A 21,676-nucleotide genomic window follows, 5' to 3' on the forward strand; every position below is an offset into this window, starting at 1 on the left:
CCACTCCCCCCTTGCCCTATAGGACATGTCCTAAATGAGGGACCGATCCATCTGCAAAATGATGTCGGCGCGTAGGCGAACCATGGATCGTTGCAGGATTGGCCAGTGCTCATCCAGAGCGGCTTGCGATTTATCACGTGCGTGTTCGTCAACAGCCGCGCAGGCCCTGGCGAGTTCGACAGCATCAACCAGACAGGCAGCGCCTTTCAAACGGTGCGTAATTGCGCTCAGGGCCTTCCAGTCGTGCCGCTCTACAGCCTGTTGAATCAAACCCTGCTCCTGATCCAGGTTTCTGCAGAGTTCGGCAAGCATGCGCTGCATTTGTTCATGATTGGCCTGGGTCAGACGCCTTAACGCGTCCATATCGAAGCTCAGTGGCGGCGCGTGGGCCGCAAGGAGCTGAGCCAGACGCTCAAGGGAAACAGGTTTCACGATGACCGCATCCATACCTGCGGCAATGCAGCGCTGTTCCTCTCCCACCAACGCGTTGGCGGTACAGCCGATGATCGGGCAACGCCAACGTGGCTGCTCGCCTTCCAATAACCGAATCGCCTCGGCCAGCTGATAACCGGTCATGCCGGGCATGTTGCAATCGGTGAGCAATAGATCAAACGCCTGCTCACGCCACAACTTCAGCGCCAATTGCCCCTCTTCAACCGCCACGACCTGATGACCAAGGAACTCAAGCTGTTGAGTCATGACCAGACGGTTCGCGGAAAGATCGTCGACGACCAGCACCCGCAAGCAGCGTAGCGCCGCTGTCTGAATCGGCGTTGAGATCGAAGTGGCGGGCACCTCGGCACCACGCTTGATGGGGATATCTACGATAATTTCAGTGCCGGTTTGTCCCTCCTCGCTGGACAGACTGATCTTGCCCCCCATCAATTCGACCAGCTGTTTGCAAATACTCAGCCCCAACCCTGTTCCGCCATAAGTGCCAGCAATCTCTTCGCTGCCCTGGACGAATGGCTGGAACAACTCCCTTTGCTGCTCGGGGCTGATTCCAACACCTGAGTCACGAACGCTGATGTGCAATAGCACCGACTCGGCGTCACGGGACGTGGCGTCGATACCCAGAACCACCGCGCCCTGCTCGGTAAATTTCAATGCGTTAGCCAGCAGATTGTGCAGAACCTGACGTAGACGCAGCGCGTCCAGCTGATAAACGCCCTGTGCTCTCTCGGCGAAATTCAGGGACAGGTCAACGTCTTTTTCCGCAGCCTGAGCCTCGAACAGCTGAACGATGCCTTCCATGAATGGCTGCAAAGGCACCAGTGCCAGGTTCAACCGCAGACTTCCCGCTTCGATTTTTGCCAGATCGAGGCTTTCGCCGATCAGTTCGACCAGCTCCGTTGCCGACCGAAAGGCCGTTTCCAGGCCTTGGGATGGGGCTTGGCCAAGGCGCAGCGCTTTTTCCCGCTCCAGCTCCAGCAAGCCGATGATCGCCCCCATCGGCGTGCGGATTTCGTGACTCATACTGGCCAGAAACGCACTTTTGGCCTCGCTGGCCCGGTCCGCCTGCTGGCGGGCGTCCCTTAACTGGGATTCCAACAGTTTGCGGTCGGTAATATCAATCCAGCCCCCCAACAGACCTTGCAGCTGACCGTCGGCACGGAAAAACGGTACGGTCCATTGCCGGGCATCAATCCGTCTGTCGACCAGCTGCATGCTGCGGTCCACAAACATAGGCTTACGGGTTTTCAGCAACGTCAGGTAATCAGCATGCAATTGCTGCGCGCTTTCGTGAGGAATCACGTCGACGTCAATCAGACGTCGGCCGTTCATCTGTTCAAAACTGACCCCGAAACTTTCTTCGTAGCTGCTGTTGCAGGAAACCAGGCGCCCCATGAGATCACGAACGTAAATCGGGTTGGGTATGCCATTGAGCAGCGCATGCTTGAATGCGAGTTGATCGTTAAGCGCTTCTTCGGCTTTCTGGCGCTGGCGAATCTGACCCTGCAAGCGGCTGCTCCAGATCATGGAAACCATGCCAATGAGCAACGCCACAACCAGCAACCAGTAAATCCAGGCCGGAATCCGGTTCCAGATTGAAGGCTGCGGGACCACCGCACCCAGCCATTTCATGCGAATGGCGCGCATTTCAGGCACCGGAAACTCTTCAAGGGCCTTGTTCAGAATACTCAGCAACTCCGGCTGGGCCTTGATCACCGAAAACCGGTCCGGGGACCAGCGGCCATCGACACTGCGACCCACCTTGAGTGTGTCGGGCAGATTCAGGTGAGCGCCCGCTTCATTCTGCACAGTCGCGTCGGCCTGACCGTTGGCGACCTGCTGACGCGCCTCTTCGTAAGTCGACACCTGACGCAGCTTGACTGCGGGAAACTCGCGCCGGATCACTTCTTCCAGCGCGTGCCGGGCGGGCAATGCCAGCGTCCGCCCCGTCAAATCCTTCAGCGATGCAGGCGACTCGCTGCCTGCCCGCACCACGAAGACCCAACTGTTGCCCCCAAAGGCATAGGTGAAATCGAGGATTTTCCGCCGCTCGTTGTTTTCCGCCAGGGTTGTGTTCATGTCGGCTTGAGCGGCGCGCAGAAGATTCAGGGTCGCGCGGGTCGAAGCGACTTCCGCATGCACGAACTGCAGACCGGTCAGACGGGAGATTCTCGCCAGAATATCCACGTTCAAACCCACCCACTGGCCGTTCGCGTCTTTGTAGATATAGGGCGGATGCTGACTGGTGGCCACCGTGACATTGGGGTGTTTGACGATCCATTTTCTTTCGGCATTGCTCAGCGTTATGCGCTGGCCATTCACATCGGAGCCCAGACCCAGCGTCCAGCGGCCGAGAATTTCGCGGTTAAGGGCCGTACCGAGGCTGTTCAACGCTTGATTGATCATCGCCAGCAGCCGCTTCTGGTCGTCCCGAACTGCAAACGCAAAGCCCATCGGCGGCAGCGCGCTCTCGAACTTGATCTGGAAATCCAGATACGGATGCAAGGCGATGTAGGAGCGCGCGATCACTTCATTGCCAATGAAGGCGTCGGCTTCACCGTGACTCAAGGCTTCCAGGGCACTGAACAGGTTCGGCGCAAGAATGATCTCGCTGTCCGGATACGTCGTATGCACGACATGATCATCGGCATAGCCATCGAGCAATACGATCTTTTTTCCGGCCAGATGGGGCGGCAGTTCTGTGTCGGAGCCGCGACCGATGACGAACGAGCGATCCGGCATATAGTCGCTTGAATAGGCTAACCCGGACACTCCGCGCTCATAGCCGTTGGCGCTGGTCAGGATATCGATCGTCCCGTTGCGTAACGCAACAACCGCCTCATGCCGTTTGGCGAAACCCACGACCTCAATCGTTGTACCCAGCTTACTGCCAATCAGGCTCAGGTAATCGGCGCTGATTCCCTGGTAACGGTTGTGGTCGCTGGTGATGTCGATGGGTTCATAGTCTGCAATGGAAATGCCGACGCGCAGTTTTTTGCGCTGCTGCAGCCATTGGCGATCCGGGATGTCGAGCGCCAGGGGTTCGAGCACCACAAAAGGCGCCACAAGATTGAACGGCAGGCTCTGGGCGGCGAAGGCCCGTTGACTGAGCAGCAGCAATATCGACAAGAAAACCGCGTGAAATACGCGATTATTCGCTGCATGGCCGGGCGCCTTCAAAGCACGCACAATGTTTGTTTCTTTCACTAAAACTGACTCATCCGCAGGTCCTCAACCCCCAAAGTTTGGCATGCGGAAATGAGAAGGCCCGCCGGGTGGCGGGCCTAAAGTTGTTACACAACGATACCGTTACAACGGTTTGCCACGATTGCCATGCTGGCTGACGAAGGCCTGTATGGCTTTGAGGTCGTTTGGCAAGACAGTGCAGCGTTCGTCACGCTCGAATAAATCAGACAAATGTGCAGGTAGTTCAAGCGCTTTTCCTACGCCCGCCTTCTCCACTGCCTCAGGGAATTTGACCGGATGGGCGGTGCCGAGGATCACCATCGGCGTATCCAGGCTGCGACGGCAGGCGCGAGCCGCCTTGACGCCGATGGCGGTGTGCGGATCCAGCAGCTCACCGGTTTGCGCAAACACCTCGGCGATGGTTTCGCAGGTCTGTTCGTCACTGACCGCCAGGGAGTCGAACAGCTTGCGGGTTTCGGTCCAGCGCTCGTCTTCAACGCTGAAACCGCCACCTTGCTTGAACGTATCCATCAGACCGGCAATGGCCGCGCCGTTGCGACCGTGCATGTCGAACAGCAGCCGCTCGAAGTTCGACGAGACCATGATGTCCATCGAAGGCGACAACGTGGCGTGCAGGGTTTCCTTGACGTACTGATTGCCGCTCATGAAGCGGTGCAGGATGTCGTTGCGGTTGGTGGCGACGATCAGCTGGTTGATCGGCAGCCCCATGTTGCGGGCCAGGTAACCGGCGAAGATGTCGCCGAAGTTGCCGGTCGGCACCGAGAACGACACCGAACGCGCCGGGCCACCCAACTGCAGGGCCGCATGGAAGTAGTAGACGATCTGGGCCATGATCCGCGCCCAGTTGATCGAGTTGACCGCCACCAGCCGCGTGCCCTTGAGGAAAGCCTGGTCAGCGAAGCTGTTCTTGACCATTTCCTGGCAGTCGTCGAAGTTGCCTTCGACGGCGATGTTGTGGATGTTATCGCCGAAGATGGTGGTCATCTGCCGACGCTGAACGTCCGAAACCCGGTTGTTGGGGTGCAGGATGAAGATGTCGACGTTGTCGCAGCGACGACAGCCTTCAATCGCTGCCGAACCGGTATCGCCGGAAGTTGCGCCCAGAATCACCACACGCTCGCCGCGCTTGGCCAGCACGTAGTCGAGCAGACGACCCAGCAGTTGCAGCGCGAAGTCCTTGAACGCCAGGGTCGGGCCGTGAAACAGCTCCAGCACCCATTCGTTGCCGTTCAACTGACGCAGCGGCGCCACCGAACTGTGGGCAAACACGCCGTAGGTTTCTTCGAGAATCTTCTTGAAATCCGCATCCGGGATGCTCCCGGTCACGAAGGGGCGCATCACGCGGAAGGCCAGTTCGTGATAAGGCAGGCCGGCCCAGGAAGCGATTTCTTCCTGGGTGAAGCGCGGCAGGTTTTCCGGCACATACAGGCCGCCATCGCTGGCCAGGCCAGTGAGCAGCACGTCTTCGAAATTCAGCGCAGGCGCTTGGCCGCGGGTACTGATATAGCGCATAAGTCAAACCTTCGGTTTGAGCTTCAAGCTTCAAGCGTCAAGCTGCAAGTTCGAAGCGATAGGCTCCTGGCTTGCAGCTTGTCGCTGACCGCTTGCAGCTGTGTTTAATTGAGATGTTCAACCCGAATCCGGACCACCGGACCCACCACATCCTGCAACGCTTCCAGTGCCTGGATCGCGTCATTCATGCGCTGCTCGATCACGCGATGGGTCAACAGAATCATCGGCACCAGGCCGTCATGTTCTTCGACTTCCTTCTGCATGATGGATTCGATGTTGATGCCGCGCTCCGACAGAATGCTCGCCACTTGCGCCAGTACGCCCGGATGATCCTTGGCCTGGATTCGCAGGTAGTACGCGCTTTCGCAGGCTTCGATCGGCAGGATCGGATGCGCGGAAAGCGAGTCCGGCTGGAAGGCCAGGTGCGGTACGCGATTTTCCGGATCGGAAGTCATGGCGCGCACGACGTCCACCAGGTCAGCGATTACCGACGAAGCCGTAGGCTCCATGCCGGCACCGGCGCCGTAGAACAGCGTCGAGCCCGCTGCGTCGCCATTGACCATCACCGCGTTCATCACGCCGTTGACGTTGGCGATCAGTCGATCGGCCGGGATCAGCGTCGGGTGAACACGCAACTCGATGCCGGCGGCAGTGCTGCGCGCCACACCCAGGTGCTTGATGCGATAGCCCAGCGCTTCGGCGTAATTCACGTCAGCTGTCGTCAGCTTGGTGATGCCTTCGGTGTAGGCCTTGTCGAACTGCAGCGGGATACCGAACGCGATGGAAGCCAGAATGGTCAGTTTGTGCGCGGCATCGATGCCTTCGACGTCGAAGGTCGGATCGGCTTCGGCATAACCCAGGGCCTGAGCTTCGGCCAGGACGTCCGGGAACGTACGGCCTTTTTCACGCATTTCAGTGAGGATGAAGTTGCCCGTGCCGTTGATGATCCCGGCTACCCAGTTGATACGGTTTGCCGACAGTCCTTCACGGATTGCCTTGATCACCGGAATACCGCCTGCCACTGCCGCTTCGAACGCGACGATGACGCCCTTCTCACGCGCCTTGGCGAAAATCTCGTTACCGTGCACGGCAATCAGCGCCTTGTTGGCAGTGACGACGTGCTTGCCATTTTCAATGGCTTTGAGGACCAGGTCGCGGGCTATGGTATAGCCGCCGATCAGCTCGATGACGATATCGATTTCAGGGTTGGTTGCCACCGCGAATACATCGCTGGTGGTCGAGGTACCGGTAATCTGGCAGTTGGGGTTCGGCGTACGCATGGCAATTTGTGCCACTTCGATTCCACGCCCGGCGCGGCGGGCAATCTCCTCGGCGTTACGCTGAAGTACGTTGAAGGTACCGCCACCGACAGTACCTAGCCCACAGATGCCTACTTTGACCGGTTTCACTATGAACTCCCCGTAAAACGGCCAACGCAAGGCTGGCCGTGGAAAACAGCCGCACGTCACCATGCGGCTCTCAATTTAACGGGACGACGCTTGCAGCTGTCGTCCCACGGTCTTCAAGGAAACCTTGATGACGCTGGATTATTCGGCGCCGAGCGCCAGTTTGGCCACTTGCGCCGCAGGCTGGTAACCCGGGATCAGTTGACCGTCAGCCAGAACGATGGCCGGTGTGCCGTTGACACCGATCGACTGGCCCATTTCGAACTGCTTGGTCACAGGGTTGGCGCATTTAGACGCCTGGATGTTCTTGCCATCGACCATGCGGTCCATGGCGCCCTTGCGATCCTTGGAACACCAGACTGCCTGCAGTTGCTCATCGCCGGGCGAACCCAGGCCCTGACGCGGGAAAGCCACATAGCGGACTTCGATACCCATCTTGTTCAACTGCGGCACTTCGGCATGCAGTTTGTGGCAATACGGGCACGTGGTGTCAGTAAATACGGTGATGTGTGATTTGGTTTCGCCAATGGCCGGGTAGACCACCATTTCAGCGGTCGGGATGCCGTTGATGGTTTTGGAGATCGCCAGGCGCTCGGTTTTCTCGGTCAGGTTGACCGGTTTGCCATCCTGGATCTGGAACAGATAACCCTGCATGACGAACTGCCCGTCGCCGCTGGCATACAGCACGCGGCCGCCCTTGAGCTTGACCTCGTAAAGGCCGTTCAGCGGGCTGGCCGCGATGCTGTCGACCGGCAACTCCAGCTTGAGTGAATCCAGCGTCTTGCGAATAGCTTGTTCGGCGGGCGCATCAGCCTGAGCAATCAGGCTGAAGGTACTGGCCAGCGCAATGACTGCGGCGGCGAAAATCTGGGTCACGCGCATGAAAACTCCTCGGGCGGTGGGCAAATGGGCGGCGCTGAAAACAGCGGATGCCAGCATCCATTTGCGAAACCGGCAAAGACTATCACATAAGCCCCGCAACACCGACCCGGACCGACGCCGGATATCGGGCAATTCCTGCCATTGGTACGTTCAGCCGCGCGGGTGATGTTTGGCGTGCATGTCCTGCAAGCGGGCCCGAGCGACATGGGTGTAGATCTGCGTGGTCGACAGATCGCTATGGCCCAACAGCATCTGCACCACGCGCAAGTCTGCGCCGTGGTTAAGCAGATGGGTCGCGAACGCATGGCGCAAGGTATGTGGCGACAGTGACTTGCCGATTCCGGCCACGGCGGCCTGGTGCTTGATGCGATGCCAGAATGTCTGGCGCGTCATTTGTTCGCCGCGCAAGCTGGGGAACAACACATCGCTGGGACGCCCGGCCAATAGCTCATCGCGAGCACCGCGCATGTAGCGCTCGATCCAGACGATGGCCTCTTCACCCATGGGCACCAGCCGCTCCTTGCTGCCTTTGCCCATGACCCGCAATACGCCCTGTCGCAGGTTGACTTGCTCCAGCGTGAGGCTGATCAATTCGGTGACGCGCAGACCGCAGGCGTACAGGACTTCAAGCATCGCGCGATCCCGCTGGCCAATGGCCTCGCTCAGATCGGGTGCCGCCAACAAGGCTTCGACATCGGCTTCCGACAGCGACTTGGGCAAGGGCCTGCCCAGCTGTGGCATGTCGATTTGCAATGTCGGGTCGACCTGGATCAGCTTTTCCCGCAGCAAATAGCGATAGAAACCGCGCACTCCGGACAAAAAACGTGCGGTCGAACGTGGCTTGTAAGCCTGGTCCACGCGCCAGGCCAGATGATCCAGAATGGCTTCGCGCCCGACACTGATCAGGTCCACGCCCCGCTCTTCAAGCCAGCCGTTGAACAAGGCCAGGTCGCTGCGATACGCATCGCGAGTGTTGTCCGAAAGCCCTTTCTCCAGCCACAGGGCGTCGAGAAAACGGTCGATCAGCGGATGGTCGATTGCAGACATAGGTGATGGGCGCTTGTGCTGTTTCGCGAAAGACCGCTATTGAACACGGACAATAAAATCCCGGGCACAAAAAAGCAGCCCGAAGGCTGCTTTTTTTTGCATCGGATTGCTGGACTTAAGCCAGTTTTTCCTTGATGCGAGCTGCTTTACCGGACAGGTCACGCAGGTAGTACAGTTTGGCTTTGCGAACGTCACCGCGACGTTTCACAGCCAGGCTGTCGATTTGCGGGCTGTAAGTCTGGAAAGTACGCTCAACGCCAACACCGTTGGAGATTTTACGAACAGTGAAAGCACTGTTCACGCCACGGTTACGCTTGGCAATTACTACGCCCTCGAACGCTTGCAGACGCGCACGGTCGCCTTCCTTCACTTTCACCTGAACGACAACAGTGTCGCCCGGGGCAAAGGTAGGGATCTCTTTCGTCATCTGCTCTGCTTCGAGTGCAAGAATGATTTTGTTAGTCATGCTGTGCTCCTAAGGTGATCCATCTGGATCGACCATCGATACGTTAACTATCGTCCCGCTCGCGGATGTATTCCGCCAGCAGCTTCTTCTCTTCTCCAGAAAGCGAGCGGCTTTCCAGAAGATCGGCGCGTCGTTCCCAGGTCCGCCCAAGGGACTGCTGTAAACGCCAACGCCGGATATGTGCGTGATTGCCACTAAGCAACACGTCGGGAACACGCTGATCCACATACACCTCCGGTCGGGTGTAATGCGGGCAATCCAGCAGACCATCCGTGAAGGAATCTTCCTCCGCGGAGTCCGCATGCCCTAAAGCTCCAGGCAGCAGCCGCGTAACCGCGTCGATCAGCACCATTGCCGGCAGCTCGCCGCCAGACAGTACATAGTCACCAATCGACCACTCTTCATCGACATGAGCTTCAATGAAACGCTCGTCAATGCCTTCATAACGACCGGCGATGAGGATAATCGCTTCCTCCTGTGCCAGTTCGCGTACAGCAGACTGATTCAGTTGGCGGCCTTGTGGCGACAGGTAAATTACCTTCGCCGCTTCCCCTGCCGCTTGCCTGGCCTGAACCAGAGCATCTTCAAGGGGCTTGATCTTCATCACCATGCCCGGACCACCGCCAAATGGGCGATCATCCACAGTGTGATGTCGATCCGTGGTGTAGTCCCGCGGATTCCAACAAGTGAGCTGCAACAGCCCTTGTTTCACCGCTCGGCTGGTTATGCCGTATTCGCTGATGGCGGAAAACATCTCGGGGAACAGACTGATCACTTCTATGCGCAGGCTAGCCATGGCGCTTAGAAGTCCGCATCCCAATCCACCTTCATCTCGCCGGCACTCAGGTCGATTGCCAACACGCATTGCTCCGTATAGGGCAACAGGCGTTCGCGATCATCCAGGCTGCCTGCGCAGGGCTTGACCACCATTACATCGTTCGAGCCGGTTTCCAGAAGATGATCGATTTTCCCGAACAATTGCCCAAGAGTGTCGATAACCTTCAAACCTTCCAGCTGGTACCAGTAGTACTCGCCGTCGGTCAGATCAGGGAACAGGTTGCGTGGCACACAGATTTCGTAACCGGACAGAAGACGAGCTTCTTCACGATCATCGAGACCTTTGAGCTTTGCGACCAGGAACTTGTTTTGCAAGCGTCCGCTGACCAGCTCTACCTGTTTAACGCTGCCTTCGCGCCGAAGCGTCCAGGTTTTGTAATCCAACAGGTTTCCAATCGGATCAGTAAAGGAAAAGACCTTCACTTCGCCGCGAACGCCGTGAATCGAGTAAATCTTGCCAATGACGATCAAATCGTCGGCAACAGTTGGCGTCGCGTTCATATTGCTCAGGCCGCGACCTGAGTCTTGGCTCGTTCTTTCAACAGCTGAGCAACGCGCTCGGATGTTTGTGCACCCACGCTCATCCAGTAAGCCAGACGCTCGTCGTTCACGGACAAACGAACTTCCTGACCACGGGCAACCGGGTTGAAGAAGCCAATTTGCTCTTTGTGTGAACCGTCGCGCGCATTGCGGCTATCGGTAACAGTGAGGTGGTAAAACGGGCGCTTTTTAGAGCCGCCAAGGGCAAGACGGATGGTTAGCATTGAACATCATTCCTGTAGTCGGTGCTGCAAATCTAAGATGCACAGCGGGCATAGGTGCCCGAAAGGCCGCATATTCTAAGGAATATCCGGACTTTTGCAAATGTCTTTTTCCGGCGCCTATCGGCATGCCATCAAGATTTGCTATGGAGCCGTCAGTTTCGACGGCGGATAGACACCCGCCAGACGGGTGTTTTGCCAGAGGTTCCCCCCCGGCGAGCTGCGCGCAAACGAACTTGCGCGCGACGTAATCACATCTTCGGCATGCCGCCGCCGGGCAACATTCCGCCCATGCCGCGCATCATTTTCGCCATTCCGCCTTTCGCGGAGAATTTCTTCATCATCTTCTGCATCTGTTTGTGCTGCTTGATCAGACGCCCGATGTCCTGAACCTGCGTGCCCGAACCCATGGCGATGCGACGCTTGCGCGAACCGCTGATCAGCTCCGGGTCGCGACGTTCGGCCGGGGTCATCGAGTTGATGATGGCTTCCATCTGCTTGAACTGTTTCTCTGCCGCGCCCTGGGCATTGCCCATTTGCGAGAGATTCACACCGCCGATGCTCGGCAGTTTGTCCATGAGGCCGCCGAGACCGCCCATGTTCTTCATCTGTTGCAGCTGATCGCGGAAGTCTTCGAGATCGAAGCCCTTGCCCTTCTTCAGCTTCTTCGCGAGCTTGTCGGCCTTGTCCTTGTCGAGGGTCTGTTCGGCCTGCTCGATGAGGCTGAGCACGTCGCCCATGCCCAGGATTCGCGAAGCGATACGGTCGGGGTGGAACGGCTCGAGCGCGTCGCTCTTCTCGCCCATACCGATGAATTTGATTGGCTTGCCGGTAATTGCCCGGACCGACAGCGCCGCGCCACCGCGTGCATCGCCATCGACCTTGGTCAGGATCACTCCGGTCAGCGGCAAGGCATCGCCAAACGCCTTGGCGGTATTGGCGGCGTCCTGGCCGGTCATGGCGTCGACCACGAACAGGGTTTCAGCCGGCTTGACCGCAGCGTGCAAAGCCTGGATCTCGCCCATCATCTCGACATCGATGTGCAGACGACCGGCGGTATCGACGATCACCACGTCAATGAACTTGAGCCTGGCTTCTTTAATAGCTGCCAGCGCAATCTCGACCGGCTTCTGGCTGATGTCGGAAGGGAAGAACGTTACGCCGATGTCATTGGCCAGGGTTTCCAGCTGCTTGATGGCCGCGGGACGATACACGTCCACCGAAACCACCATGACGGTTTTCTTCTTGCGCTCCTTGAGGAACTTGGCCAGTTTGCCCGCAGTGGTGGTTTTACCCGCACCCTGCAGACCGGCCATCAGGATTACCGCCGGAGGCGTGACGGCAAGGCTCAGCTCTTCGTTGGCCGCCCCCATCATGTCTTCCAGCTCGGCCTGGACGATCTTCACGAACGCCTGGCCCGGCGTCAGGCTGCGCGACACTTCAGTGCCGACAGCGCGCTCCTTGACCTTGTTGACGAAGTCTTTGACTACCGGCAAGGCAACGTCAGCTTCAAGCAAAGCCATCCGCACTTCGCGCAAGGTATCTTTGATGTTGTCCTCGGTCAGCTTGGCCTTGCCAGTTACGTGGCGCAGCGTCTGCGAGAGACGGTCGGTAAGGTTTTCAAACATGCGCGATCCTTTCAGGCTCTCGTCGAACCCCGGTTGATGCGGCCCGGCCCGTATTAAAATTGGCGCTCGGCGAGCCTGCGGCTTGAGCAGGTCGCGGATTATAGCGAAGACTCCGCCCGGAGTCTGCCTCTGTGGTCTTTCGTGAAATGCGGGTTGTATGCGAAACTCAGCGCCTTTCGGGCCCGCCCATCAGGATTTATGTTCCCCTTGCCACCCAGCCTGCTACCCAGCCTCGCCGCCGCCTGCCTTTATGCCGCTGCGACCATCTATCAGGGCCTTCGCCTGAGCCAGGGCACCAAGGCCGACAAACGGCTGCTTTGCCTGCTCGGCACGCTTGCCGTCATCGCGCACGCCACTGGGCTTTTCTCGCAGTTGGTGCGGCCTATCGGGCTCGGCCTGGACTTCTTCAGCGCCGCCAGCCTGATTGCGGTGGCCGTGATTGCCCTGACGCTGCTCGCCACCGTACGGATTCCGGTGGAAAACCTGCTGGTGCTGTTGTTCCCGCTGGGGCTGGCCACCGTGCTGCTGGCGCAGTTCGCGCCGACCGGCACCGTGCAGCCGATTGACGAGGAACCGGGGATTCTCAGCCATATCCTGCTGTCGATCCTGGCCTATGGCATGTTCACCATCGCGATGTTCCAGGCGCTGCTGCTGCTGGTGCAGGACCATCAACTCAAGCACAAGCACCCTTCAGGGCTGATCAAGAACTTCCCGCCGCTGCAAACCATGGAAAGCCTGTTGTTCGGCTTTCTATGGGCCGGCTGGTCGCTGCTGTCGCTCTCGCTGATTTCCGGCTGGCTGTTCGTCGAAAACCTGTTCGCCCAGCATCTGGTGCACAAAACCCTGCTGGCGTGTCTGGCCTGGATAGTCTTCAGTGTGTTGCTGTGGGGTCGAAATCGTCTGGGCTGGCGCGGACACAAGGCCATCCGCTGGACCCTGGGCGGCTTTTGCCTGCTGATGCTGGCCTATTTCGGCAGCAAGCTGGTCCGTGAATTCATTCTGCACATCTGACGGGCGTAGATCATGGATAACTTGCCCATCGGCCCAATGCTTGGTGTTGTTGCGCTGCTGATCCTCTGGTCAGCCTTGTTCACGGCCGTCGAAGCCGCGCACCACCGCGTCAAGGCCCTGCGAATCGGCACTCGCCCAACCGACCCGGCCAAGCCGCGACTGGAATTCCAGCTCGGCAGCCTGATCCTGACCAATACCCTGGTCAAAACCCTGATCGTGGTAATCGCGACGTTGCTGTCGCTGCGATACTGGCTTGATAACGGCCCGACGATTGCCTGGCTTGTCACCACCGGCCTGATCCTGGTGTTCGCCGAATACGCCCCGCGCCGTCTGGCCGTGCGGCATCCATTGGCCATTATCAAACTGGCCAACGGCATGCTCAGTATCCCGATGAAAATCATGTGGCCGCTGGCCTGGCTAATGAGCACCCTCGCCACCGTACTGGTGCTGCCGTTCAACGCCCGCAACAAGCCTGCCCCCCGACGCGAAGACGATCAGGATTCCTTGTCGGACCCGAATCAGGACGGGGTCCACGAGCATGAGCCTGGCGGTTCGCCGGTACTGTCCGGGATTCACGCGCTGGACAGCATCACCGTCAACGACATTCTGGTGCCGCGCAGTGATGTCGACGGGATCAATCTGGATGACTCCATTGAGCAAATCATCGAGCGCCTGATCGTTTCCCGGCATACCCGCTTGCCGGTGTATCACAACGACATCAATCAGGTTCAGGGCGTCCTCAACACGCGCCAGATCAGCCATCTGCTGCCCAAGGCCGAGTTGACCAAGGAGCAATTGCTGGCGGCTTGCTATGAGCCGTACTTCGTGCCGGAAAGCACGCCGCTGCAACTGCAACTGCTGAACTTTCACAAACAGCAGCGGCGCCTGGGCGTGGTGGTCGACGAATACGGCGAAGTGCTGGGCATCGTGAGCCTGGAAGACATTCTCGAAGAAATCGTCGGCGAATTCGAAAACGAACAGACCCTCGACAACCCGCACATTCATCCTCAGGCCGATGGTCGTCTGGTGGTCGATGGCGCAGCGTCGATCCGCGATCTGAACAAGAGTCTGGGCTGGCACCTGCCTTCAGATGGCCCGAAAACCCTGAACGGCCTGGTGACCGAAGCGCTGGAAACCATTCCGGAAAGCTCGGTATGCCTGAAGATCGGGCCGTATCGCCTGGAAATCCTGCAAACCGAAGACAATCGCGTCACTCGTGTGCTGATGTGGCAGAACTCGGCGACCCGCGCCGTCAATTAAAGCGTCGTTGCAGGCAAAACCTCCTTGTTCTGCCCGCAGCGGCCTTTCTATAATCGAGCCGCTTACCCAGCCCCGCCGATCCGCGTGCTACCCGCACTCTGGCTGATCGGCCAGACACACAGCCTGAACCGTTCCGCGCACTTCCCTGGCATCCGCCCTACCCTTCGGCATTGCCACGCCTCTTGCCCACATCCGGGCTACCCTGATCAGCGCTGCCCCCACAATAATTAACGTTTGCCGCCGCACGTCGCCCAGCCAAGGCGATTGTCGACAGGCAAGATGACTGTCAGGGATTCCCGCATGACCAGAACTTCCGCCTTGGGCGACACTCACGCTGCTCCGGCTCGTCCGGCCAACTCTGCGACACGGGTCGCCACGGCCAGCTTCATTGGTACGGCGATCGAGTTCTACGACTTTTATGTCTACGCCACCGCCGCCGCGCTGGTGATCGGTCCGGTGTTCTTTCCGCAGACGTCCGGCACCGCACAGATGCTGTCGGCGTTTCTGACCTTCGGTATCGCTTTTCTCGCACGCCCGTTGGGTTCAGCGCTGTTCGGCCACTTTGGTGACCGCATCGGTCGCAAGTCGACGCTGGTCGCTTCGCTGTTGCTGATGGGGGTTTGCACCACGCTGATCGGCGTGCTCCCCGGTTACGCAACCATCGGGGCCTGGGCGCCGATTCTGCTGTGCGTCCTGCGTTTCGGGCAAGGCCTGGGCCTGGGCGGCGAATGGGGCGGCGCGGCGTTGCTGGCCACTGAAAACGCCCCGCCGGGCAAGCGTGCCTGGTTCGGCATGTTCCCGCAGTTGGGCCCTTCGATTGGTTTCCTCGCCGCCAACGGGTTGTTTCTGACCCTGGCGATGACGCTGGACGACGAACAGTTCCGCTCCTGGGGCTGGCGGATTCCGTTCCTGCTCAGTGCAGTGTTGGTGATGGTCGGCCTGTACGTGCGGCTTAAACTGGAAGAAACGCCAATTTTCGCCAATGCCATTGCGCGCCACGAGCGGGTGAAAATGCCGATTGCCGAGCTGTTCAGCCAATACTGGGCGCCGATGCTGCTGGGTGCGGCGTCGATGGTGGTCTGCTACGCGCTGTTTTACATCTCGACCGTGTTCTCGCTGAGTTACGGGGTTTCGACCCTGGGCTACAGTCGCGAAACCTTCCTCGGCCTGCTGTGCTTCGCCGTGTTGTTCATGGCGGCCGCCGTGACCGGTTCGGTCGGCGTCCGGTGCTGATCATCGGCGGGGTTCTGGCGGTTCTGTCCGGCTTTACCATGGAGCCCTTGCTGACCCATGGCACGACCTGGGCAGTGGCCTTGTTCCTGTGCATCGAACTGTTCTTGATGGGCATCACCTTCGCGCCGATGGGCGCCATGCTGCCAGAGCTGTTTCCGACACGCGTGCGTTACACCGGCGCGTCGGCGGCCTACAACCTGGGAGGAATCGTCGGCGCATCAGTGGCGCCATTTTTCGCCCAGAAACTGGTGGCGATGGGCGGCCTGAGCTGGGTTGGCGGCTATGTATCAGCTGCGGCATTGATCAGCGTGATTGCCGTGCTGTGCCTGAAGGAAACGCGCCACGCCGATCTGGACAAGATTGCCTGACGCCACTTGTGTAAAGTCGACGGATGATTTGCAGCGCGTGCTGCCGGTCATTTGTCGGCTAACCGCCGAAAACCCCGTATTCATTGGTTATTCCCGCAGGCACAGTGATTTCGACGGCTATTCTGAAGACTCCGGGGAACCGTTCTGAAGACGCCAGAGATGAACAACACGCTAGCCATCATGCAACCTTATTTCTTCCCCTATCTGGGGTACTTTCAACTCATCGCGGCGGCGGAACGCGGAGTGATATTCGACACCGCGCAGTACTGCCGCAAGACCTGGATGAATCGCAACCGGATTCTTGATGCAAAGGGCGGCTGGCAATACATCAACGTGCCGGTCAGCACCACACTGGGCACCTCGATCCAGGCCACCACGGTGATTGATCACGCGGCCGCATTACAACGCATTCTTGGCCAGCTGGAGCACTATCGCGGCAAGGCCCCTTTCTATCAAAAAGTCCGCGACCTGATCAGAAACACATTTGCCTCGGTCAGGGACAATGGCGTCGGCGAACTGAACACGCAGTCGCTCAAAACCACCTGCGATTACCTCGACCTGCCGTTCAGCTGGAAGCCGCATTCGGCCATGGATCTGCAATTGCCGCCCATTCAACATCCAGGCCAATGGGCACTGGAAATCAGCAGCGCACTGGAGGCGAGCCGGTATATCAACGCGCCGGGTGGACGGGCGATATTCGTTGCCAGTGAGTGGCAGCAACGGGGCATAGAGTTGCGCTTTCTGGATGTGTCGACGTTTGTCTACGACACCGCGCCTTACGAGTTCATCGGCAATCTATCGATTCTCGACGTCCTGATGTGGAACCCGCCGGGCGACGTCACGGCTTACATTCACGAAAACACGCGAACAGCCTGTTAAACGATCCGGCGAGCCCCGCTGGATACACACGCCACAGTTGCCATCCGGGAACTGTGGCGTGCGCGTGGGTCAGGTTACAACTGAACCTTCACTGCCCGGGAAGCACGCGTCGCCTTGGCGCGAGCGGCTTCGATGGACTCGTCCCGAGCCAGGGCCACGCCCATGCGGCGCTGACCATCGACTTCCGGTTTGCCAAACAGACGCAGTGCCGTATCCGGCTCGCTCAGGGCCTGGCCCAGGTTGGCGAACGCCGTCTGGGTGGACTTGCCCTCAACCAGAATCACGGCTGACGCCGAGGGTCCGAACTGCCGAATCAGCGGGATTGGCAGACCGAGAATGGCGCGGGCGTGCAATGCGAATTGCGACAGATCCTGCGAAATCAGGGTCACCAGGCCGGTATCGTGTGGACGCGGCGAGACTTCGCTGAACCAGACCTGATCACCTTTGATAAACAGCTCGACGCCAAACAGCCCGCGACCGCCCAGGGCTTCAGTCACGGCCTTGGCGACGCGCTCGGACTCCGCCAGGGCAACCGGGCTCATGACCTGTGGCTGCCAGGACTCCTGATAGTCGCCTTTCTCTTGACGATGGCCGACCGGCGCGCAGAACGTCGTGCCGCCCACGTGACGCACGGTCAGCAGGGTGATTTCGTAATCGAAGTCGATGAAGCCTTCGATGATCACCCGACCTTTGCCGGCGCGACCGCCCTCCTGGGCGTAATCCCAGGCTTTCTGCACGTCATCGGTGGTCTTGAGCAGGCTCTGGCCCTTGCCCGACGAACTCATCACCGGTTTCACGACACAAGGGAAACCCAGGTCTTCCACGGCCTTGCGATAATCTTCGAAGGTGTCAGCGAAGTGATACGGCGAAGTCGGCAGGTCCAGCTCTTCAGCGGCCAGACGACGAATGCCTTCGCGGTTCATGGTCAACTGTGCGGCGCGTGCAGTGGGAATCACGGTGAAGCCTTCGGACTCCAGTTCCACCAGCGTCGCGGTGGCGATGGCCTCGATTTCCGGCACGATGAAATGTGGCTTCTCGGCTTCGATGACTGCACGCAGCGCGGCGCCGTCGAGCATGTTGATCACATGGCTGCGATGGGCGACCTGCATGGCTGGCGCGTTGGCATAGCGATCAACCGCGATCACTTCGACGCCAAGGCGTTGCAATTCGATCACTACTTCCTTGCCCAGTTCGCCGCAACCGCAGAGCAAAACGCGGGTCGCGGTAGGCGACAGTGGAGTTCCGATTTGAGTCATCTCAGGTCCTCGTGGAGCAGATATCGAGGGCAGCCCGCCAGAATGCGGGACGCCACGGTGGAGAAAGGCGCGCAATTTACCACGAAGCCCCGGGAATTGGATCTCAGCCCGGACAAGCGTTCTTGCGCGCGCGCCAGACCATGATCAGCCAGACCGCCGTCACACCGACGAATTTGGAGGCCAGAGCAGTCACGATGACTGGCGTGGTCATGGCGTCGATCATGCCGAAGAAGATAAAGGTGTCCAGCGGGATGCTCAGCGCCGAGCTCAGCCAGAGTCGGTCATGCAGCGGCCGCTTGGTGATGGTGAAAACCAGCCAGTCGATGCATTCCGACACCGCGAACGCCGTGGCACTGGCCAGCGCAATGGTGGGATCGGAAGTCACGTAGGACAACACCAATGCCGCCAGCATGGCGAAGATCGCGCCATGGCCGAAGCGGGTCTGCACCATGTCGCGCAGCACGAACACCAGGCCACCCCACGCCGACCAGATGACGTCCAGGTGCGGCGCGGTGGAGAACGCAAAGTTGATCAGCACGACACTGCCGATGTAGGTGATCAGGAAGAGCATGGGCGAGGCTTATGTGGCGGGAAGATGCGCTGATAGTACCAGCCGCGTGACTCTGTAGGCGCCAACTTGTTGGCGAGGCGTAGTGTCGGACAGACCGCAGTCTCAGGAAGGGGACGGCACCGACCAGATCAACCCGTTCGCCTCGGCCCGCTCATGGCACAACACCAGCACCGCACGACGCTGCTCGTTGTCCAGAGCGTGCCAGTCGGTGATTTCCTTGACGGTGCGCTGGCAGCCCATGCAGACATCATCGTTATCCAGCGCACAAATGCTCACGCAAGGGGACGCGACGCGACGTTCCTGCATGATCAGTCTTCCTGCGGCTGCAGGTCCCGGGCGTAGCGCCGGGCATTGCTGACGTAATGCGCGGCGCTGGCTTCGAGCATTTTCTTCTGGATATCGGTGAGCTCGCGCACCACCTTGCCGGGCGAGCCCATCACCAATGATCCGTCGGGAATGACCTTGCCTTCGCCGATCAGCGAGTTGGCGCCGATGATGCAGTATTTGCCGATTTTCGCGCCATTGAGGATCACCGAATTGATGCCGATCAGGCTGTAATCATCAACGCTGCAACCATGCAGCATGACGTTATGGCCAATGGTCACGCCTTTGCCAATTTCCAGCGGCGAGCCCATGTCGGTGTGCATGACGGTTCCGTCCTGCACGTTGCTGTTTTCGCCAATATGAATCAGCTCGTTGTCGCCACGCAGCACGGCGTTGAACCAGACGCTGGCGCCCGCCTCCAGCTTGACCTTGCCAATTAGCACGGCGTTGGGTGCGACCCAGCTGTCAGGATCGGTTTCGACACGGGAGTCGCCCAGGCGGTATTTCATGCATCGTTCCTCAAGGCTCGGCGGCCGATTGTTCAAGCTCGGGTCACGGAATGTTCGGGTGGCTGATGCAGGCTGATTTTGCTGTCATACAGCACATTGATCAGCTCGACGATCATGATCGCGGTCAGGCCCCAGATTTTATACTCGCCGTAACGATAACTGGGTACGTACCAGCTGCGCCCCTGGTAATCGATGCGGTGGGTATGTTCCCGGGTGTCCTGGCGAAAAAACTCCAGTGGCACGCTGAAAACGGCAGCAATCTCTGCATCATTGGGGCGGTATTCAACGAAATCAGGGATCAGTCCTACGTAAGGCGTGACCTTGATGCCGTGCTTGGAGATCAATGGGCTGAGCGGGCCGATAACCTCCACCAGACCTGGTGGCAAGCCGATTTCCTCTTCGGCCTCGCGCAAGGCGGTGAACACCAGGTCCACGTCATCAGGATCGCGCCGCCCGCCGGGGAACGCCACTTCGCCCCCATGGGTCGACAGACCGCTGGCACGCAGGGTCAGGATCAACTCGGGTTCGTCACTGCGAGTAATGGGCAATAACACCGCAGCCTCGGGAAAACGTCGATCCGTCTCAAGAGTGCTCGGCGTATGACTGCTTACACGGCGAAGTAGCTCGTCCAGCATGGGAAATCTCGATCTGTTGCCTACCCGGCATCATGCACCAAAGCAGCCAACTGCCCAAGCCCTTGTAGGACAACTCTGACCAATACAAAGCGCTTCTTGCCGAGCAGGCGCGTCGCACGCCAAGATAGCGCCTGAATTCAGCAATCGAATAACTCCATGAAATTCTGCAGCCAGTGCGGTAACCCGGTCATACAGCGTATTCCCGAAGGCGATAGCCGCCCACGCTACGTCTGTGAGCACTGCCACACCATTCATTATCAGAACCCGAATATCGTGGCGGGTTGCCTGCCCCTGTGGGACGACAAAGTCCTGCTGTGTCGGCGTGCCATCGAGCCGCGCCTGGGTTTCTGGACCCTGCCCGCCGGATTCATGGAGAACGGCGAGACCATCGAGCAGGCCGCGCGCCGTGAGACGGATGAAGAAGCCTGTGCGGTCCTGGGCGATCTGCATCTGTACATGTTGGTCGATGTGCCGCATATCAATCAGGTCCACGTGTTCTATCGTGCGCAGATGGCATCCCCGACATTCGCCGCCGGCATCGAGAGCCTGGAAGTGGCCTTGTTCGACGAAGCCGATATCCCATGGTCCGAGCTGGCTTTCACGACGGTCAGACGTACTCTAGAATGCTTCTTCGCCGACCGGCGCCAACAGATTTACCCTGTGCGAACCGACGCGTTGCCGCCGTCGCGGCCTATACAGGACACTTAACATCATCGGCGCAGCTTGGCGCCGCTTCAGGGAAATCGTTTCGATGCGTTGGTTGCTTGCTGTCTTGTGCTTGTCATTCGTTCCGCTGTCCCAGGCTGCGTTCACGCAAACCATCGTGCCCAAGGGCAGCGAGCAGAAAATCGTCGGCAACAAAGTGATCAACACCGAGAACATTGCCGATCGCAAGATCGAAAAGGTTCTGGTGCTCAAATCGGCGCGTCAGTTGCAGCTGATCAGTGGCGGCGAAGCGCTCAAGACGTATCGCATTTCCCTGGGCAAGCAACCCAAGGGCACCAAGTTGCAGGAAGGCGATCAACGCACGCCGGAAGGTTTCTACTGGCTGGACTGGCGCAAAAACAGCACCAACTACAACCTGTCGATGCACATCTCCTACCCGAACATCACCGATTCGGCTCGCTCGCGGCGCGAAGGGGTCAAGCCCGGCAGCATGATCATGATCCACGGCACGCCTGTGGATGAGGAATACCCGGAATGGTATTTCCAGACACTGGACTGGACCAACGGCTGCATTGCCATGAAAAACAATGACATGCGCGAGGTGTGGGATCTGGTGAAGGACGGCACGATGATTGAGATCAGGCCGTAAGGCGGTTGCCCGCACACATCAACCTACGAGAACCTGCTGTAGGAGACTCATCCGCAAAGAGGCCGTTAGACTCCAAGCCGTAGGGGCGGATTCATCCGCGAGAAGTGGTACATCTG

Annotated in this window: 20 protein-coding genes and 1 pseudogene; 6 read left to right on the plus strand and 15 right to left on the minus strand. The window is 59.0% G+C overall.

The genetic code is table 11. The features are described from left to right. Positions 1-30 precede the first annotated feature (30 nt). The 10 genes from CFII64_RS04300 to ffh all read right to left on the minus strand — a co-directional run bounded on the left by CFII64_RS04300 (position 31) and on the right by ffh (position 12,199). Positions 31-3,582, minus strand: a complete 3,552-nt coding sequence (locus CFII64_RS04300; RefSeq protein WP_044901163.1) for a transporter substrate-binding domain-containing protein — start codon at positions 3,580-3,582, stop codon at positions 31-33. A 180-nt stretch (positions 3,583-3,762) separates the two neighbouring features. Further along, positions 3,763-5,172 (minus strand): threonine synthase, encoded by a 1,410-nt coding sequence (gene thrC, locus CFII64_RS04305; protein ID WP_020289540.1) that lies wholly within the window; start codon positions 5,170-5,172, stop codon positions 3,763-3,765. 104 nt (positions 5,173-5,276) lie between these two features. Continuing rightward, a complete protein-coding gene (locus CFII64_RS04310) occupies positions 5,277-6,581 on the minus strand; it encodes a homoserine dehydrogenase (protein WP_020289541.1) in 1,305 nt (434 codons plus the stop codon). A gap of 138 nt (positions 6,582-6,719) precedes the next feature. Further along, complete coding sequence (locus tag CFII64_RS04315; protein ID WP_020289542.1) at positions 6,720-7,460, minus strand: thioredoxin fold domain-containing protein; 741 nt, start codon at positions 7,458-7,460, stop codon at positions 6,720-6,722. A gap of 150 nt (positions 7,461-7,610) precedes the next feature. After that, positions 7,611-8,507, minus strand: coding sequence for a site-specific tyrosine recombinase XerD (gene xerD / locus CFII64_RS04320; RefSeq protein ID WP_020289543.1), 897 nt, complete (start codon positions 8,505-8,507; stop codon positions 7,611-7,613). Between the two features lie 115 nt (positions 8,508-8,622). Then, entirely contained in the window at positions 8,623-8,973 is a 351-nt protein-coding gene (rplS, locus tag CFII64_RS04325) for a 50S ribosomal protein L19 (protein WP_020289544.1), read from the minus strand. Positions 8,974-9,016: 43 nt separating this feature from the next. Continuing rightward, a complete protein-coding gene (trmD, locus tag CFII64_RS04330; protein ID WP_020289545.1) occupies positions 9,017-9,769 on the minus strand; it encodes a tRNA (guanosine(37)-N1)-methyltransferase TrmD in 753 nt (250 codons plus the stop codon). Positions 9,770-9,774: 5 nt separating this feature from the next. After that, positions 9,775-10,311: a ribosome maturation factor RimM gene (gene rimM, locus CFII64_RS04335; protein ID WP_020289546.1), complete on the minus strand. Its 537-nt coding sequence runs from the start codon at positions 10,309-10,311 to the stop codon at positions 9,775-9,777. 5 nt (positions 10,312-10,316) lie between these two features. Then, positions 10,317-10,574, minus strand: a complete 258-nt coding sequence (rpsP, locus tag CFII64_RS04340) for a 30S ribosomal protein S16 (protein WP_020289547.1) — start codon at positions 10,572-10,574, stop codon at positions 10,317-10,319. A 248-nt stretch (positions 10,575-10,822) separates the two neighbouring features. Beyond that, on the minus strand, positions 10,823-12,199 hold the full coding sequence (ffh, locus tag CFII64_RS04345; protein WP_020289548.1) for a signal recognition particle protein: 1,377 nt from the start codon (positions 12,197-12,199) through the stop codon (positions 10,823-10,825). Between the two features lie 198 nt (positions 12,200-12,397). Between ffh and CFII64_RS04350 the strand changes: the two genes are divergently transcribed. The 4 genes and pseudogenes from CFII64_RS04350 to CFII64_RS04365 all read left to right on the plus strand — a co-directional run bounded on the left by CFII64_RS04350 (position 12,398) and on the right by CFII64_RS04365 (position 16,950). Then, a complete protein-coding gene (locus tag CFII64_RS04350) occupies positions 12,398-13,210 on the plus strand; it encodes an inner membrane protein YpjD (protein ID WP_020289549.1) in 813 nt (270 codons plus the stop codon). A 12-nt stretch (positions 13,211-13,222) separates the two neighbouring features. Continuing rightward, complete coding sequence (locus tag CFII64_RS04355; protein ID WP_020289550.1) at positions 13,223-14,470, plus strand: HlyC/CorC family transporter; 1,248 nt, start codon at positions 13,223-13,225, stop codon at positions 14,468-14,470. A 300-nt stretch (positions 14,471-14,770) separates the two neighbouring features. Continuing rightward, positions 14,771-16,071 (plus strand): annotated as a pseudogene (locus tag CFII64_RS04360) (MFS transporter). A 159-nt stretch (positions 16,072-16,230) separates the two neighbouring features. Continuing rightward, complete coding sequence (locus tag CFII64_RS04365; RefSeq protein WP_020289551.1) at positions 16,231-16,950, plus strand: WbqC family protein; 720 nt, start codon at positions 16,231-16,233, stop codon at positions 16,948-16,950. Between the two features lie 74 nt (positions 16,951-17,024). Here CFII64_RS04365 and purT read toward each other — a convergent pair whose 3' ends face one another. From purT to CFII64_RS04390, 5 genes are all read right to left on the minus strand, one after another. Next, entirely contained in the window at positions 17,025-18,206 is a 1,182-nt protein-coding gene (gene purT, locus CFII64_RS04370; RefSeq protein WP_020289552.1) for a formate-dependent phosphoribosylglycinamide formyltransferase, read from the minus strand. 103 nt (positions 18,207-18,309) lie between these two features. Continuing rightward, positions 18,310-18,777, minus strand: coding sequence for a hypothetical protein (locus CFII64_RS04375; RefSeq protein WP_020289553.1), 468 nt, complete (start codon positions 18,775-18,777; stop codon positions 18,310-18,312). 102 nt (positions 18,778-18,879) lie between these two features. Next, positions 18,880-19,083 (minus strand): DUF1289 domain-containing protein, encoded by a 204-nt coding sequence (locus tag CFII64_RS04380; RefSeq protein WP_020289554.1) that lies wholly within the window; start codon positions 19,081-19,083, stop codon positions 18,880-18,882. 2 nt (positions 19,084-19,085) lie between these two features. After that, entirely contained in the window at positions 19,086-19,610 is a 525-nt protein-coding gene (locus CFII64_RS04385) for a gamma carbonic anhydrase family protein (protein WP_020289555.1), read from the minus strand. 32 nt (positions 19,611-19,642) lie between these two features. Further along, positions 19,643-20,245: a CoA pyrophosphatase gene (locus CFII64_RS04390; RefSeq protein ID WP_020289556.1), complete on the minus strand. Its 603-nt coding sequence runs from the start codon at positions 20,243-20,245 to the stop codon at positions 19,643-19,645. Positions 20,246-20,401: 156 nt separating this feature from the next. Between CFII64_RS04390 and CFII64_RS04395 the strand changes: the two genes are divergently transcribed. Both CFII64_RS04395 and CFII64_RS04400 read left to right on the plus strand, forming a co-directional pair. Then, positions 20,402-20,953 (plus strand): NUDIX hydrolase, encoded by a 552-nt coding sequence (locus CFII64_RS04395; protein WP_020289557.1) that lies wholly within the window; start codon positions 20,402-20,404, stop codon positions 20,951-20,953. 43 nt (positions 20,954-20,996) lie between these two features. Continuing rightward, the gene (locus tag CFII64_RS04400; protein WP_020289558.1) at positions 20,997-21,560 is read left to right on the plus strand and encodes a murein L,D-transpeptidase family protein; all 564 of its coding nucleotides are present in this window, start codon (positions 20,997-20,999) and stop codon (positions 21,558-21,560) included. The last annotated feature ends 116 nt before the right edge of the window (positions 21,561-21,676 follow it).

It is taken from the genome of Pseudomonas sp. CFII64, assembly GCF_000416235.1.
GTDB lineage: Bacteria > Pseudomonadota > Gammaproteobacteria > Pseudomonadales > Pseudomonadaceae > Aquipseudomonas.

Coding starts and splice junctions, on each gene's coding strand:
- CFII64_RS04350 (WP_020289549.1), top strand. CDS start 12,398: ATGTTCCCCTTGCCACCCAGCCTGCTACCCAGCCTCGCCGCCGCCTGC.
- rpsP (WP_020289547.1), bottom strand. CDS start 10,574: ATGCTAACCATCCGTCTTGCCCTTGGCGGCTCTAAAAAGCGCCCGTTT.
- CFII64_RS04395 (WP_020289557.1), top strand. CDS start 20,402: ATGAAATTCTGCAGCCAGTGCGGTAACCCGGTCATACAGCGTATTCCC.
- ffh (WP_020289548.1), bottom strand. CDS start 12,199: ATGTTTGAAAACCTTACCGACCGTCTCTCGCAGACGCTGCGCCACGTA.
- xerD (WP_020289543.1), bottom strand. CDS start 8,507: ATGTCTGCAATCGACCATCCGCTGATCGACCGTTTTCTCGACGCCCTG.
- thrC (WP_020289540.1), bottom strand. CDS start 5,172: ATGCGCTATATCAGTACCCGCGGCCAAGCGCCTGCGCTGAATTTCGAA.
- rimM (WP_020289546.1), bottom strand. CDS start 10,311: ATGAACGCGACGCCAACTGTTGCCGACGATTTGATCGTCATTGGCAAG.
- purT (WP_020289552.1), bottom strand. CDS start 18,206: ATGACTCAAATCGGAACTCCACTGTCGCCTACCGCGACCCGCGTTTTG.
- CFII64_RS04380 (WP_020289554.1), bottom strand. CDS start 19,083: ATGCAGGAACGTCGCGTCGCGTCCCCTTGCGTGAGCATTTGTGCGCTG.
- trmD (WP_020289545.1), bottom strand. CDS start 9,769: ATGGCTAGCCTGCGCATAGAAGTGATCAGTCTGTTCCCCGAGATGTTT.
- CFII64_RS04365 (WP_020289551.1), top strand. CDS start 16,231: ATGAACAACACGCTAGCCATCATGCAACCTTATTTCTTCCCCTATCTG.
- rplS (WP_020289544.1), bottom strand. CDS start 8,973: ATGACTAACAAAATCATTCTTGCACTCGAAGCAGAGCAGATGACGAAA.
- CFII64_RS04390 (WP_020289556.1), bottom strand. CDS start 20,245: ATGCTGGACGAGCTACTTCGCCGTGTAAGCAGTCATACGCCGAGCACT.
- CFII64_RS04315 (WP_020289542.1), bottom strand. CDS start 7,460: ATGCGCGTGACCCAGATTTTCGCCGCCGCAGTCATTGCGCTGGCCAGT.
- CFII64_RS04375 (WP_020289553.1), bottom strand. CDS start 18,777: ATGCTCTTCCTGATCACCTACATCGGCAGTGTCGTGCTGATCAACTTT.
- CFII64_RS04400 (WP_020289558.1), top strand. CDS start 20,997: ATGCGTTGGTTGCTTGCTGTCTTGTGCTTGTCATTCGTTCCGCTGTCC.
- CFII64_RS04355 (WP_020289550.1), top strand. CDS start 13,223: ATGGATAACTTGCCCATCGGCCCAATGCTTGGTGTTGTTGCGCTGCTG.
- CFII64_RS04385 (WP_020289555.1), bottom strand. CDS start 19,610: ATGAAATACCGCCTGGGCGACTCCCGTGTCGAAACCGATCCTGACAGC.